Annotated in this window: 14 protein-coding genes and 1 riboswitch; of the genes, 5 read left to right on the top strand and 9 right to left on the bottom strand. The window is 39.8% G+C overall.

What is annotated here, in order from left to right:
• Positions 1-74 precede the first annotated feature (74 nt).
• The 4 genes from HDE70_RS03960 to HDE70_RS03945 form a co-directional block, all read right to left on the bottom strand.
• Positions 75-641 carry a helix-turn-helix domain-containing protein gene (locus tag HDE70_RS03960; RefSeq protein WP_183865395.1) on the bottom strand — a complete coding sequence of 189 codons (567 nt, stop codon included), beginning with the start codon at positions 639-641 and terminating at the stop codon, positions 75-77.
• Position 642: 1 nt separating this feature from the next.
• Positions 643-855 carry a heavy-metal-associated domain-containing protein gene (locus HDE70_RS03955; RefSeq protein ID WP_183888147.1) on the bottom strand — a complete coding sequence of 71 codons (213 nt, stop codon included), beginning with the start codon at positions 853-855 and terminating at the stop codon, positions 643-645.
• Between the two features lie 45 nt (positions 856-900).
• Positions 901-3135 carry a heavy metal translocating P-type ATPase gene (locus HDE70_RS03950; protein WP_183888145.1) on the bottom strand — a complete coding sequence of 745 codons (2235 nt, stop codon included), beginning with the start codon at positions 3133-3135 and terminating at the stop codon, positions 901-903.
• 69 nt (positions 3136-3204) lie between these two features.
• Positions 3205-3774 carry an ORF6N domain-containing protein gene (locus HDE70_RS03945; RefSeq protein WP_260159911.1) on the bottom strand — a complete coding sequence of 190 codons (570 nt, stop codon included), beginning with the start codon at positions 3772-3774 and terminating at the stop codon, positions 3205-3207.
• Between the two features lie 125 nt (positions 3775-3899).
• Here HDE70_RS03945 and HDE70_RS03940 point away from each other — a divergent pair, with 125 nt between their 5' ends.
• The 5 genes from HDE70_RS03940 to HDE70_RS03920 are packed head-to-tail and all read left to right on the top strand — an operon-like array spanning position 3900 to position 8857.
• Positions 3900-4940, top strand: coding sequence for a hypothetical protein (locus HDE70_RS03940; RefSeq protein ID WP_183865392.1), 1041 nt, complete (start codon positions 3900-3902; stop codon positions 4938-4940).
• A 28-nt stretch (positions 4941-4968) separates the two neighbouring features.
• The gene (locus HDE70_RS03935; protein WP_183865391.1) at positions 4969-5541 is read left to right on the top strand and encodes a DUF4833 domain-containing protein; all 573 of its coding nucleotides are present in this window, start codon (positions 4969-4971) and stop codon (positions 5539-5541) included.
• A 22-nt stretch (positions 5542-5563) separates the two neighbouring features.
• Positions 5564-6148 (top strand): RNA polymerase sigma-70 factor, encoded by a 585-nt coding sequence (locus HDE70_RS03930; RefSeq protein ID WP_183888143.1) that lies wholly within the window; start codon positions 5564-5566, stop codon positions 6146-6148.
• Between the two features lies 1 nt (position 6149).
• Complete coding sequence (locus tag HDE70_RS03925) at positions 6150-7118, top strand: FecR family protein (protein ID WP_183888141.1); 969 nt, start codon at positions 6150-6152, stop codon at positions 7116-7118.
• Positions 7118-8857: an STN and carboxypeptidase regulatory-like domain-containing protein gene (locus HDE70_RS03920; RefSeq protein ID WP_183888139.1), complete on the top strand. Its 1740-nt coding sequence runs from the start codon at positions 7118-7120 to the stop codon at positions 8855-8857. Before HDE70_RS03925 ends, HDE70_RS03920 begins: the two co-directional genes overlap by 1 nt.
• Before the next feature lie 59 nt (positions 8858-8916).
• Here HDE70_RS03920 and HDE70_RS03915 read toward each other — a convergent pair whose 3' ends face one another.
• From HDE70_RS03915 to HDE70_RS03895, 5 genes are all read right to left on the bottom strand, one after another.
• On the bottom strand, positions 8917-10251 hold the full coding sequence (locus HDE70_RS03915; protein ID WP_183888137.1) for a DUF5074 domain-containing protein: 1335 nt from the start codon (positions 10249-10251) through the stop codon (positions 8917-8919).
• An 8-nt stretch (positions 10252-10259) separates the two neighbouring features.
• Positions 10260-11165, bottom strand: a complete 906-nt coding sequence (locus tag HDE70_RS03910) for a PKD domain-containing protein (RefSeq protein ID WP_183888135.1) — start codon at positions 11163-11165, stop codon at positions 10260-10262.
• A gap of 20 nt (positions 11166-11185) precedes the next feature.
• A complete protein-coding gene (locus HDE70_RS03905) occupies positions 11186-12322 on the bottom strand; it encodes a YncE family protein (protein ID WP_183888133.1) in 1137 nt (378 codons plus the stop codon).
• Positions 12323-12345: 23 nt separating this feature from the next.
• Entirely contained in the window at positions 12346-14385 is a 2040-nt protein-coding gene (locus tag HDE70_RS03900; RefSeq protein WP_183888131.1) for a TonB-dependent receptor plug domain-containing protein, read from the bottom strand.
• 94 nt (positions 14386-14479) lie between these two features.
• Positions 14480-14669: riboswitch (cobalamin riboswitch) on the bottom strand.
• A gap of 51 nt (positions 14670-14720) precedes the next feature.
• Positions 14721-15602, bottom strand: a complete 882-nt coding sequence (locus HDE70_RS03895; RefSeq protein WP_183888130.1) for a polyphosphate kinase 2 family protein — start codon at positions 15600-15602, stop codon at positions 14721-14723.
• Positions 15603-15613: the final 11 nt, after the last annotated feature.

Genomic DNA, 15613 nt, shown 5'->3' with positions numbered 1-15613 from the left:
ATAACAAATTAATAACCAAATATTAACAAAAATCAACTAATCCAAGGATTAAGTACAAACTTAAAACACTGAGATTAGTTGATTTGATCCAGAGGTTTTCGGTCACCGCCCGGCTGAGCCTTATATTTACTCGGTGTAACTCCGGTTATGGCCTTGAATTGTGTAGACAAATGTGCACTGCTGCTATAGCCCATCTGGTAGGCAATCTCATTCAGATTGAGCTCGCCATACTCCAATAATTCCTTTACTCTTGTTACCTTCTGCTGGATGATATATTTTTCAATTGTGATCCCTTCCACATCAGAAAACAGCCTGCTGAGATAAACATATTCCTTGTTTAATTTCTCTGCAATTACACTCATCAGACTCTGCTTCAATTCGAACAGATTTGAATAATGAACCAGCTCGATCACCTGCGTCTTCACCTGCTCCACAAGCTGATCTTTCTCTTTGTCGATCAACCCGAAACCCAGCACCTGGAAGGCTGCTGAGATCTCCTGTAATTTCGCCGGACCAGGTTCCGGCGAAACAGTAACTCTTCCCAATGAAATCTCATCCACAGAGAAGCCAAGATTTTCCAGCTGCTGTCTGACGATTAGAATGCACCGGTCGCAGACCATATTTTTAACGTGCAGCTGCATATCAGATTAACTCCCCCTGGAAGCCTGCGTTTTTTAACGTCTCTTTTATTTCCTGTTGCAAGTTCTCAGCATCACCGGTTACGGTCAGAACTTTATCAGCTACTTCAGTATCCACACTCCATTTTTCCAAACCAGTCATTGCATTCAAATGAGGAGTTACAGTAGCGACACATCCGCCGCATTTAATATTCGTTTTAAATTTCAGAGTTTCCATAATATGTGTTTTTAATTGCGCCCATCAGGGCAGCCTGTTTTATAATTAATTTAATTTAGTTAATTTCAACCTGAGACTGTTTCCCACTACAGAGACGGAACTCAATGCCATAGCTGCTCCTGCGATCATTGGATTCAGCAGGAAACCATTCAACGGATATAATATCCCCGCAGCCAAAGGAATCCCAATCAGATTGTATATGAAAGCCCAGAATAAATTCTGACGTATTGTTCTTACTGTAGCCTTCGATAGCTTCAGCGCTTTAGAAACCTGCCTTAAATCGGACGAGATTAAAGTCAGCTTGGCTACATCAATGGCAATATCAGATCCCCTGCCCATTGCAATCGAAAGATCGGCCTGAGCCAGTGCCTGACTATCGTTAATTCCATCGCCTATCATCGCAACGATTTTACCCTCCTGTTGCAGGCTTTTCACGAAATCTGCCTTTTCTGAAGGAAGTACGTCTGCCTTGTAGTTTAAAATCCCTGCCTGTTTCGCAATTGCAGCCGCTGTAAAGGCATTATCTCCCGTCAACATATAAACTGTTATCCCTTGCGCCTGCAACTCTTCTACGGCCTGTTTTGAGCCCGCTTTAATCTGATCGGCAATTGCAACCACTGCAAGCACTTTTTTAATACTGGTAAAAAAGATCACAGTCTTAGCTTCCTGCTGAAACTGGTGAACGGCCTCTTTTATTTTCCCCGGCAGTTCCCCATGTGCTTCAGTTAAAATTTTATGACTTCCGGCAAAATAGGTTTCCCCATCAAAAATAGCTTCCACTCCTTTTCCCGTCAGACTTTTAAAACCAGTAATTGAAGCTGGCCTGACACCCGTCGCCTTTACATAACTCACCACAGCTTCGGCCAGCGGATGTTCTGACTGCTGCTCCATTGCGAGGAAAACGCCCAGCATTTTCTCCTGATCTGAAACCTCATTATCAACCCATTCAATACCTGTAACTAAAGGCTTACCTTCAGTAATCGTACCCGTTTTATCCAAAATAACCGTGTCCACTTTATAACCTGACTCCAATGCTTCTGCATCTTTAATCAGAATTCCATGCTCAGCGCCCTTACCAATTCCGACCATAATTGCCGTTGGCGTAGCCAGACCTAAAGCGCAAGGACAAGCAATCACCAGTACAGTAACCATGGCCATCAATCCCTGGCTCAATTTATATTCTCCTCCAAACAGCAGCCATACCCCTAAAGTACAAACCGCAATAAAAAGAACTATCGGAACAAATATACCAGCGATCTTATCTACCAATTTCTGAACTGGTGCTTTCGATCCCTGTGCATCCTGAACCAGCTTAATGATCTGCGCTAATAAAGTTTCCGCACCAACTTTCTCTGCCCGGAATTTAAAACTCCCTTTCTGATTGATCGTACCTGCAAAAACCTGCGCACCCACCTCTTTCAATACCGCCACAGGCTCCCCGCTGATCATACTCTCATCCACATAAGAATGACCTTCATCCAGCACGCCATCCACCGGAATTTTATCGCCTGGTTTTACCAGCAGCCGGTCACCGGCCTTAACAGCCGACACCGCTATCTCCTGTTCCCCATCCTCAGTAACCAGCATCACTGTTTTTGGCTGTAGCCCAATCAGCTTCTTAATTGCAGAAGAAGTATTTGATTTCGCATTCTCTTCCAAAAGCTTACCCAGCATAATAAAAACAATAACTACAGCTGCCGCTTCATAATACACATGAGGATGAATCCCTTTAGCGTGCCAGAAATCAGCAAAGAAAGTATTAAATACACTAAACAGGTAAGAAATACCTGTACTCAGTGCTACTAAACTATCCATATTTGCTCTGCCATGCTGTGCCTGTTTATAAGCGTTGATAAAGAAATTCTTTCCAAATACAAACAGAACCGGGGTCGTTAAAGCGAGCATATAATAATTCGCATAAGGAATATCCATTAAAAACATCCCGATAATCACTACCGGCAACGTAAGTAACCCAGCAAGAATAGTCTTTCTTTTCAAAGCACTATAATTCTGTTGCTGCACCTCCTCCTGCTTTTCCTTTCCGTTAAGCGTATCCAGAATCAGATCATATCCCACGGATTGTACTGCTGCCTGAAACTGTTCCGGCGTAATTTTACCCGGCTCATAACTGACCTTTACCTGTTGTGTTGCATAATTTACTTCGGCACTTCGAACACCATCCTGAGCTTCAATCATAGACTGCACACTAGAAGCACAACCCGCACAGGTCATACCTAATACAGGAAGGGAAATGGTTTGTATGTTCTTTAAATCTGACATCTTTCTTAAATATGATACAAAGATAGGCCCTACCCTACCCAAAGACTTACATCATTTTGTTATAAAATTTCATAATTCGGCATCCTCAGACTTTACGGGCCCTGATTTACCCTTTCTTTTAAATCCAATTTCCTCACGCGGCTTATCCTCTTTTTCAATAAACTTATTCAGATAAGTAAACAACACCTCTATTTTCTGATCCTGCTTCAGCAATTTCTTTTCCACCTGCTCAACCAGTAGCGAAACATCCTTATGCAACAATAGCATCTCACGTATCCGTGTATATATCCTGATGATCTGTATATTCACATGGATAGCCCTTTCGCTGCTCAATACACAAGACAACATTGTTACCCCCTGCTCAGTAAAACAAAAAGGCATATAACGCAATCCCTGACGATCACCATTGGAGGTCACAAACTGTGACCTCCAAACACCCAGTTCTTCTTTATTCATTTCAAACATAAAATCTTCTGGAAAACGAGTAATATTACGTCTTACAGCCTGCTTCAGTACTTTAGTCTCCACGCCATACAACTCTGCCAGATCCCTGTCCAGCATAACCTTCTGATCACGAACTACATAAATCTTGTTCATCACCACCTCATCAGGTATAACTATCGTGCTTAATATCCCCATCAACAAATGTAATCCGGTATATGCCCAACCTGGTTATTTATTTATCACCCTCCTTTACAAAAAACTTTCAGACTCACGTAAGGGTAAACCTTCATCACGTTGTCCCTAGATTAAACAACAACAATATGAATATAAAACCTTACACACTCAGTCTGCTAAAAACCATTACCCTAACCCTTTTAACAACTACACTATACGCTCAGACCAAACCATCCAGAACCCACATCGGTTTAATTTACCCCTTAAGCAGCAACGGCAAACATGCCCCGCTAGATAGCAATACCTTTTCGCTGAACCTGATTGGCGGTGTTTCCGCAGCAGAAGACGGCTTTACACTTGCAGGAGTAACCAATGTTATCCACGACACCTCAAAAGGCGTTCAGATTGCAGGCTTCTCTAACCACATCGGTCAAAAAGCAGAAGGCGTAAGAGTAGCCGGATTTATGAACCTCTCCGGAGAAAGCAAAGGCGCATCAGTTGCAGGCTTCCTTAACAAAGCAGCCGATATGAAAGGCGCACAAGTTGCCGGCTTTATGAATCTTGCAAAAAATACAGACGGATTTCAGCTTGCCGGATTCATGAACAAAGCCAAAAACACCTCCTCACAGATTGCAGGATTCATGAACATTGCTAAAAAAGTTAAAGGCGTACAAGTAGCCGCCTTCCTGAACGTGGCAGACAGCTCCGACTACCCTATCGGCTTCATTAACCTGATTAAAAACGGAGAGAAAAGTTTAGCTATAACCGTTGACGACAACCTTACCACCCTGTTATCCTTCAGATCGGGAGGAAGAATACTTTACGGAATCCTGGGAATAGGCTATAACCTGAAAAACAAAAAAGAAATATATGCAGCTGAAGCAGGCTTAGGTGCTCATGTTTACACCTCACAAGCCTTTCGCTTAAATATTGAACTCGCCGGCCTCACCCTGAAAGACTTTAAAGCCGGAGAATACTTTAAATCTTCCATCAGGATTCTGCCCGCATTCAAAATCAACCCTCACCTGGAAATCTTTGGAGGCCCAACTTTCAACTACGTCAATACCAATACAGAAGAAGGCAGAAACCTGACAGAGAAATTCATCTCCAAATGGGAAAGTAAAAACGGTAACAGACTTCAGGGAATCTATGCAGGTTATACCGCCGGTGTACAATACATATTCTAAATAAAGAATATCCAAAATTAAGACAAATATGACCTCACTCAGCAAAGCCCTTAAAAATACTCAACTCCTGTTACTGGTTCTGCTGGCGATGGTCAACCCCTTAAATGCACAAACCGCTGAAGAGAAAAATCATCCCCGTATAGAAAATCTTTTGTTCTTTGTTCAGAAAAATCCGGATGCCAATACAGTAATCTACGAACTGAACCTTAATAAAGACGGTACAATTTGTACACAGGCCCCAGTTAAAGTTTCCTGGATCAAGTACGCCGAAGATGGAAAACGGGAAGAACTCAGCAACATAGAAAAGAAATACGTTTATGGCGTACAAAGCCAGGATCTTGGAAATGATGAATATGAAATTCATTTAATGGCCTATACCAAATTACCGCTATACCTGAAACGCTCTCAAACCGACAACAAATACAAAATTTATATCAAAGATGAAGACACACACTATTTACTAAAAAGGGCATTTATCAAGCTCGACCGATGCTCCTTCTGGTTTCCAAAAGTACAATACATTGATCTGGTTGCGGTAGATACAGCAAATGGGAGAGAGATTTTACAAAGAATTAATATCGGATCACAAGCAGAATTCTAATATATTTGAAGAGACATAAAACGTGGATTTAACATACCCTGTGAGCTATACCGCACCTATAATTTACGATGACGCAGCTTTTGAACACTTGTTTAAGACGCACTACAAGGCATTACATGTCTATGTGAACACCATGATCCGTGATGAGGAAATGGCAGAAGAAATAGTACAGAACAGATTTATGAAATTCTGGGAAAAACGGGATCTGTTAAACATACAAACTTCCGTTAAAGCCTATTTATACAAATGCGTTCACAATGATACTTTGAACTTTCTGAAGCATGAAAAAGTAAAAATACGACACCAGAATTTTACTATACACGCTACACAAGAAAGTGAACCAGCTTCACACAGAGTAGAATTAAATGAATTAGCTTCCAAAGTACATACAGCTATGGAGGATTTACCCGAACAATGCCGGCTTATATTTCACATGAGCAGGTTTGAAGAGTTAAAATACAGAGAAATTGCAGACCAGCTGGGCCTCTCTGTTAAAACCGTAGAAACCCAGATGGGTAAAGCATTAAGAATATTACGCTTAAAACTGGTCGATTTTTTAGTTCTCCTATTATTGGGGGCATGGTTTTACAAGGATTTTTTGAATTAAGATGAGCGATAGAGATGAACTTTTAATAAAACACTTATTAAACGAAACAAGTACGGAAGAAAACACCGAAATACTGCAATGGATAGCTGAAGATCCAGCTAATCAGGTATATTATAATCAATTTAAACAGATTTGGGAAGCAAGTAAAGCGCTTGAACCAAAAAGCAACATAGATGAAGAACAAGCCTGGAATAAATTTAAAGCCAAAGTAAGCCCATCAACTCAGCAGGAAGCTAAAATTGTCCCGCTGCGTTATAAATATGGATGGCTTAAGATTGCTGCTATATTTCTGATTGCCGCAGGCCTGTGGAGTACCTACCGCATTTTTAACGGCGTTGATTATATATCGGTTGGTGCCGGAAAAGAAGTATTGGTAAAAACACTTCCTGATGGATCAACAATTACGATGAATAAAAACTCCTTATTAAGTTTTGCCAGTAATTTCAAGGATCACCGTGCAATTCGTATGCAAAAAGGAGAAATCTTCTTTAAAGTAACCCCAAACAAAGAGAAACCATTTATTATCGATGTAGAAAAAGTAAAAATAAAAGTAGTTGGTACTTCTTTCAATGTGAAATACCTGAATGAACAAACAGAAGTTATCGTAGAAACAGGAATCGTTAAGGTGAGTGTCAGTGGCGCTGATGTCGAGCTTCACAAAGGAGAGAAAGTGATTGTCAAAAACGGTACAACTGAATTGAAAAAAGAGATCAATACTGATCAGCTTTACACTTTCTACCGGAACAAAACCCTTATCCTGAACAACACTCCACTATCAAAAGTTATCGAGACACTCAATGAAGCCTACCAGGTAAATATTGTTATTGAAGATCCGCGAATTAAAAACCTGCTCCTGACCACTACTTTCCCAGAAGATTCACTGGACCACATTTTACAAACAATCTGTGAAACTTTTAATATTAAACAAGTACACAGCGAAGGAAAAATCCTGTTGGTAAACAAATCATAATGAACAGGAAATTACTTCTACTGTGCTTTTTATCGCTCATCGCCTGTAAAATCTGTGCACAACAGAACGCTGAAAACTTATCCAGACGCGTCACCATCAAGGTGAAAAATCAAAAAATTGCCGAAGTACTTAATCAGATCAGTACTTCAGGCGATTTTTACTTTTCCTACCAGGGTAACTTATTCAATACCGATAGCCTCGTTAATCTTTCCGTTCAAAATACCCCGGTAAGAACCATCCTTGATCAATTATTCAGAGGGAAAATAGATTACAAAGAAAACGGGCAGCACATTATCCTGCGTTCAGCGAACCTGCATCTCACCATAGAACCCGATAACATCACCACTGCCGAACGCTTATATCTGATCAGCGGGTATGTGATTGATACTAAAACAGGGGCAAAAATTAAACAAGCCAGTGTTTATGAAAAAAGGTTACTTCAATCTACTTTAACTAATAACGACGGTTATTTCAAACTCCGTTTCAAAGGTGATTACAATGAAGTGATCCTCACCGCCAGTAAAGAAGCTTACCGGGATACTACCCTGATCTTTCTCTCTAATATCACCATCAAGCCACAGGGTTATGAAGACACGTCTTCAACACGTAAAAGCAAAGTAAGCAACCTGGTGGAAAACATGGGAATCGGAAGGTTCTTCGTTTCATCCAGGCAAAGGTTCCAAAGTTTAAACCTCTCGGGTTTTCTGGCAAACAGCCCGTTTCAAGCCTCTCTCACCCCCGGTTTAAGCTCACATGGGATGATGAGCTCCCAAGTGATCAATAAGGCATCCTTCAATATTTTAGGGGGATACTCAGCCGGACTTGATGGCCTTGAAATGGCCGGTTTATTCAATATGGACAAAACAGATGTAGGCATGATACAAATAGCAGGTTTGTTTAATATTGTCGGCGGATCTGTAAAAGGAATACAAATGGCTGGCGCTGTAAACTCAGTTATTGGAAATGTGAATGCGATGCAGGCTGGTGGTTTAATCAATTATGTCCGTGGCAATACTACTGGTCTTCAAATGGCCGGGGTAATGAATGTTGTCAGGGGAGATCTGCATGGATTTCAGGCTGCCGGCTTATATAACCATACCCGAAAAGATTTCCAGGGATTACAAATGGCTGGTGCCGCGAATATAACTAACGGAACTTTGAAAGGCGTACAGATTGCCGGGTTATTTAATTATGCCAAAACAGTTAAAGGCGTACAATTTGGTTTGGTTAATGTTGCTGACAGCTCTTCGGGTTATAGCATCGGTTTAATCAATATCGTTAAAAAGAATGGCTACCAAAAAATCAGTTTGTCCAGTAATGAGCTCATTAATGCAAATATCAGTCTTAAAACAGGCACTAAAAAACTCTACACGATCCTGATGGCCGGAAGAAATATCTCAGATACTGCAAAAATTTCTTCTCTGGGTATTGGGCTGGGACATGAAATACAGCTGAATCAAAAATTAGCTCTGGGAGTTGAATATCTTTCTCAATTTATTTCAACAGGCAATTGGTCTGAGTCTTCCAACCTCAATAAACTCCAGCTAAACTTACAGTTCAAAATAACGAATGGGCTGACTATTTTCGGTGGACCTTCCTATTCAATTTATGCTACAGATTATCCACAAGGATCGGGCGTAAAAGGCTTTAAACAACAAGTACCACCCAGCTATGCGCATAAATTCAATAACACAACCAGCGGTTGGTTAGGCTGGAATGTTGGAATCACCTTATTTTAAAAAACCCCCTTTACCATTATGGTAAAAGGGGTAACAACACACACACAAGATTTTATAGCTTATTGGTGGGCTACAATTACCGAAGGGAAATAATAACCACTATAAGAAACTGTCTTTTTAATAGCAGCAGTTATCGGATCATAGAAATATAGGTTGTTCACTTTAAAGTTTTCTCCGAAGCCTGACTGTACAGTACTTACCAATAACTGATCCAATTTTGCATTATAGCTTAAACCAGCACCGTAAAGTATCTTACCTGTAGGTAACGTTAAAAATGGAGCTTGCAGAGAAGTATCACTTCCAGGAATATATTTATAGATCGTTGAACCACCACTAAAAGATCCATTTTTAGCAATAAAAACTGCATTCTCTTTAGTAGAAGCAGTAATAGATCCAGGATGCCATGCACCCCATGAACCAAAAACTGTGAAAGGGACTGTAATCGCTTCTACATCCAGTGCAGCATTAATTTTAAATAGTTTAGTACCTCCCGCAGCCCAGATATTGCCATCAATAGTACGGGTAAAGCCAACAGAAGCACCAGCAATCTTTTTCACTACCTTATTGTCAGCAGCATTCAGAATCACTACACCATCCGTTGAAGAAAGCACAAAAATATAATCCCCTTGTTTGATCATATCACCAATCTGACCACCTACACCGTCAATAGTTCTGCCAATAGCCAATGTATTTAAGTCAACCGGAAATACGCCTTTACCTGAGCTCAGAAGTCCTTTAGTATCAGTAATACCCACAAATGAACGCCAATCATTGCCACCCTGACTTGGTACACGTGCCAGTTCTTTCATACTGTATTCATCCGTAACCACCATCGGCCCCCCTACCTTTGAAACCAGGTAGAATTTGTTCTTAAAAACAACGCCAGACTGTAGTGTAGAAGATACCGGGTTCAAATCTTTTGTTGGATTTTCTTTTACAAAGATGCTATCCTCCATTTGATTGGTATTGTAACGGTAAAAACTTACCGTTCCTGTTCCATGCCCGAACCAGCCTTCATTCACAATATAAAAACCATTCTCATATTTATCCCAAACATGGATCTGATAATCAACGGTCACTTCGCCACCAGGAGTCGCCGCCTTAAAACTTACCTTAAAATCTCCTTTATTTACTGCTTTAAAAGTAAATATAGAATCAGATCCGGTACGTGCACCATTCACTGTCCAGCTGTAAATGGCATTTTTAGTATTGGCAAGCTTTGGATGCAATAACAAAGTATCACTAACTGTAATAGAATCCTTTCCATTATTTTTTAAAGATTCTGTAGTCTGCGGCTGAAGTAAAAGTTCTTTTTCATTATCTTTTTTACAAGAAGCAATAGCCAGCATGGATAATCCGGCAAACAAATAGGGTATTGATTTTTTAAAATTCATTGATTGTATTAGTTAATATTTAAATCTACGGCACCTCTAACTTCGGTTGAAATTTCACCTAACATCGTATTGCCTTTTTCATTCTGACCTGTATAGACCTTGATGAAATCTATTTTTGAAAGGTTGGCCGGCTGTCCAGCACTATTTACAGCCCATGCGATATCAAATGAGTTAAACATATTCTGCTCATAATAATCACCCGTTGACCAGCTATCAGCATATCCATAAGTAAATGCACGGTTAACATAAATGCTGCCTTCCATACCCCATGTAGATCTCAATAATGTCCCGTTAAACGTAAGAGTCTCTTGATTTGGTGCAAACAGCGGATAATAATTATGTCTATGGAACTGGTTAACTTCTACTTTTCCTGAATTACCTTGATTATCTGTCCAATTTACATCGGCAGTAGCTTTTGGATTAGTATAAGTAATCTGATAGTTTTTAATGGTACTTGGTGAAGTATATTCACTACCAGCAACCTCATACCATACATCATCAGGCAAACCATTGCCATTTACATCCTGACTGACCATTACGATTCCTGGTTCCGACCATTGCAATACAGGGCCTAAAGGATTACCATAAATAGTAAAATCATGTCCTGCTCTGTTGATCACAGAATGATCAAAACCAAAAACGATATAACCACCATAGCCACCAAGTGAGACCATACCGGTCTGGCTAACATCACCAATAATGCGCTGTGCGCCTGCTAAACTGCCCAGACTTTCGTTAATAAATTGTCCTGGTGCAGGGAGGTATTCGTATACCTTAGAAATGAACTTACTATTTACAGCATTGACTTCTTTTCCAGGAGTTATCCCGTTAGCATTGTTACCGTCTTTTTTACATCCTGCAAATACAGCAGCACCCATCAGTGCGATTAAAAGGGGTTTTAAATTTGTTTTCATAGTTATATCTGGTTGATTGGTTAATAAACAAAAGCAAAATGTGCAGGAATATCACCTGTGGTGACTTCAAGTTTCTTGATGCCCGCAGGTGTAAAGCAATATAAAGTACCAGGAGAAACATAATCCTTCGCGTCAGTTACAAATACATCTTTAGTAATCGGGTTAACCGCAATTCCATAAGGAATTGTTATTTTTTCATTTGTACCATCGGTAATGAAGCTCTTGCTTAATGGAGTCTCTGTTTTCACATCAATCATTCCATAGGTAATTTTATTTTCACCCGTTTCATAACTATATTCAGTACTATAGTAATAAGCAAGATCATCATCTATTACAATTTCACTGACTCCTATATCAAATGATTTTTTCACCTTTTCAGTCTGGGTATCAATCACGAAAAGTTTAGAAGGTATATTCATGTAATCTCCTCTTGAACTCACATATAAATCACCATACTTATCAGCTTTCAGGCGATGAAGATTAATAGCCACATCAATTTTATTCGTTACCTGAAAACTATTCAAATCAATCACAGAGACAGTTCTCTCATAATTCTTAGCACTGTAACCACCAGAATTAGCAACAAATAATTTACCTCTCACTACAGCCAGTTCTTCTGGCTGACGGCCAACTTCAACGCGTCTTTTTTCGGTAAGCGTTGCCGTATCTATCTCTATAACAACACCATTACCAGCTGTAGGGTCACCCAAAGTACCTAAATAAGCACTTGCATAAGCCTTACCCTTATAGAAAGTGATATATCTGCAATTGGCAAAAGGAATCTGACCGAGTTTTTTGCCTGTTTTAGCATTTAAAACCTCTATTTTATTAGACAGATTTACAACTACATATACTTTAGAACCATATACGCCAATATCATTACCCACATCACCCAATCCTTTAACGATTTCAGGGTTGGCTTGATTATAGATATTCCGGCGATATACACCAGTTGCTAAATCCAGATAATCCAATGAGGCTTTATTCATATTCATATTACCTTCATTGAGCAGGTAAAGGCCTTTTACAGGGCCCGATGGTGTTGGTTCCAGTATTTCGACTTGTTCAGGAGCTGGCTGAGGATCCTTCCTGCACGAAAACAGGGATGCTGACACCATAACGGCCAGCGATAAACGATAAAGGAGCTGTTTTTTCATGTTTGATTATTTAAGGTTATATTTTAATAAGAATAGGCTAAGGTGAAACGGTATGAGCGGCCGGGCATCGGGAAATTGGCAATCACATCGTAATATTGATTCAGGAAGTTGTTCACTTCCGCAGAAATACGAAAACGATCATGTTTTAATACTTTAGTATAATGAAAGGCAATATCATGCGTATACCAGGCTGGCACATAATTATATACATTATTCGCTCCCTGATTAAACCGCTGGCCAACATAGATATAGCTATAATTCATAGCCAGATTTTTCCAGTCTGCACCCAAAATAAAGGAACCGCTGTTTACAGGAGTATATACGATCTGATTTCTATAATTCAGGTTCTTATCAGTTACGTTTAGCGCCTGTTGATAAGTATAAGTTAATCCTGTGGTCAAGGAGAGATCTGTTATGATGCTCCAGGCTGTCTGTATATTCACATCCAACCCTTTAATTTCTACTTTTCCTAAGTTTTGCATGCTCCAGCGGAACAGGTTTGCGCTTGGTACAGCAACAATTTTGTCTTTCACCTTATTGTAATAGGCATCAGTCTGAATTGATATTTGCTGTAGTTTCTGTCCTTTAAACGCCCTGATATAGGTTAATCCCAGATCATATTGTTTCGTATACTCTGGTTTGAGCAATGTATTGCCAATAGAGGTATAATACAAATCGTTAAAAGTAGGCATACGGAAAATGCTTTTGTAAAAACTGCGCACCCGGAATTCCTTCAGATTGTCGAATGGCTGCCACGAGACCATGACTGTAGGTGTAAGCTCGTTTTTATTTCCCGCAGAAAAAAACTGCTTTACTTTATCATTGACGTAAGTCCTCAACAAATTTGCCTGCACATCTATTCTTTCAAAATGGATTTGAGTAGCTAGTGCCGTCAAAAAGGTATTTCTGGTAGGATAAGCAAAGTAGTCAAGATTTGCATCCAGCGTGTTATACTGATAATCACCAGATAAAACTACATCCCAGAATGAATTGATTTTATAGCGGTTGGTGAGTGATAAATAAAGTTCACGCTGTTTGAATCTGTTATCCAGAAACCCATCATCTTTCACAAAATCAGGATCCAGATAGCGCACATAATCCCTGGCGTATTTTGCTGAGGCCATCAGATTGTATCGTCCTGCTTCTTTTTTGTAGCTGGATTGAACAAAAAAGTTCTCATTCCATAAGCGCTGAGTGAAGTCATACTTATTGCTAACGATTGCGCCAGGCAACCCCTGATGATCTTTATAGTAATACACTTTGGCTGCCCAGACACTACTGTCTTTTAATTTACCATTTAAGCCGGCCTCAACCCGCATCGTTTCGATATCAGCATTCTTTCTCACAAATGTGCTGTCATAAACCCCATTAGTATACCTGAACTTATAACGGCCGTTAGCATTTTTATATTCTGTGTTAAAAGAGGCTGAAACTGCATCACTGATTTTATGCTGCCACAACACACTTGGATTAATCAGCCCAAATGAGCCTCCTTTAACAGCAGCTTTGAGATGATCGGTCTGTCCATTTTCGAATTCAGGTTGTTTGGCATTCAGGTATAGAGAACTTCCGGAGGCAAAACCTCTTGCAGACTGAAAAATGGTGCTCTTTTGCCCATTATAAAGTTCTATTTCTTCGATATTATCTAAGGAGAACTTGCCCAGATCGACTTGTCCGTTTTGTGCGTTTCCTAATTGTACCCCATCATAAAATACGGCAGTGTGGTTAGTGCCCATACTTCTGACGTTAATCGTCTTTAAGCCTCCTATCCCTCCGTAATCTTTCAATTGTACACCTGAGAAAAACCGGATTGCATCTGCAACCGATAAGCTGTTTAATCTTTCGAGATCTTTGCCGGATAAAATTTGTAACGGGGAAGCAGAAAGCTGGCGTTTGCTGAGCTTTATAGCACGGATAGAAACTTCTTTCAGCTCATTTGCCTTTTTAACAGAGTCGGTTTGCGCTGAAGAATTATAAGGCACAAAAACCCCAAGCCATACTATAGCAGAAAAGCCGAAAAAAGAATTACAGATGCCATCTAAGGCAAATTTTCTTTTAGTCATTTTGTTGTGAGGGTTACCCACAGCAAACAGCAGATTAAGGAAATGATTACGTCAATAAAAAGCACTCACCCCTAGCTTCAATCCCCGAAAGCTATGAAATTATAACGCTAGAGGCAGGTCTTCTGACTTACTCCCGGAGATTCATGCCTTCCCCATATTAAACATGAGTGGCTGGATACGAATTCCGTTAAGGAGCTTACAGCTGCGGGACAGTTATGGATTTACACCATATTCCCTTTTAATCCTGATCGGTAAGATCAGGAACCAAAAGCGACGCAAAGTTATTAAAATAAGCGACATAGAATTAAAGAAACTGTTTAATTGTGAATACTTTCTTAATCTTCTCCCATTAAATTTTTCTTGTATCCTTCTAATTTCTCCATTTCTTCAACTGGTAATACAGGATATTTAAGTTTCATTCCTTTAAAAGTTTCTTCCAGTATCTGGCTGATGGTCAAACGGGCAAACCATTTTTTATCAGCAGGAATAATATACCAGGGTGCATTTTTAGTCGATGTTTCTGTAATCGCTTCTTCGTAAGCCAGCATATAATCTTTCCAGAGTGCTCTTTCAGCAATATCTGCGGACGAGAATTTCCAGTTTTTTGAAGGATCATTGATTCTATCCAGAAAACGAACTTTTTGTTCATCCTGCGAAACGTAAAGGAAAAATTTAAGAATTACCGTACCATTTTCAGTGAGTTGTTTCTCAAAATTACGGATGCTTTCATAACGGGCTTTCCAAAAATTCTTATCCACTTTTTTAACATCATCATATCCCGGAATCCTTTCATTTAATATATACTCAGGATGAACCTTACAAACGAGTACATTTTCGTAATGTGACCGGTTATGGATACCAATTCTTCCTCTTTGGGGCAGCGCAAGATAGTGTCGCCATAAAAAATCATGCGCATACTCATTGGAATTGGGGGTTTTAAAACTAAATACCTGGCAACCCTGTGGATTTAAACCAGACATCACATGCGAAATTGCACTATCCTTGCCTGCGGCATCCATTGCCTGAAAAATAATCAGTACCGAATGGGAGTTTTCAGCATATAATGTTTCCTGATGATTACTTAATTTTTCCTTTATAGATGCGAGTGTTGCCTTCCCGACTTTTTTACCCAGATCTCCATTATAATGTGTACTATAGTCTTTTAACTTTATCTTTTGACCTGCGGGTGCTAAAAAGCGGTTGGTTTCTTTACTCATGGATTGTATGA

The organism is Pedobacter cryoconitis (assembly GCF_014200595.1).
In the GTDB taxonomy this organism is placed as follows: domain Bacteria; phylum Bacteroidota; class Bacteroidia; order Sphingobacteriales; family Sphingobacteriaceae; genus Pedobacter; species Pedobacter cryoconitis_C.
The sequence above is the reverse complement of the archived record's forward strand: the minus strand, read 5'-3'. Positions and strand labels throughout refer to the sequence as shown.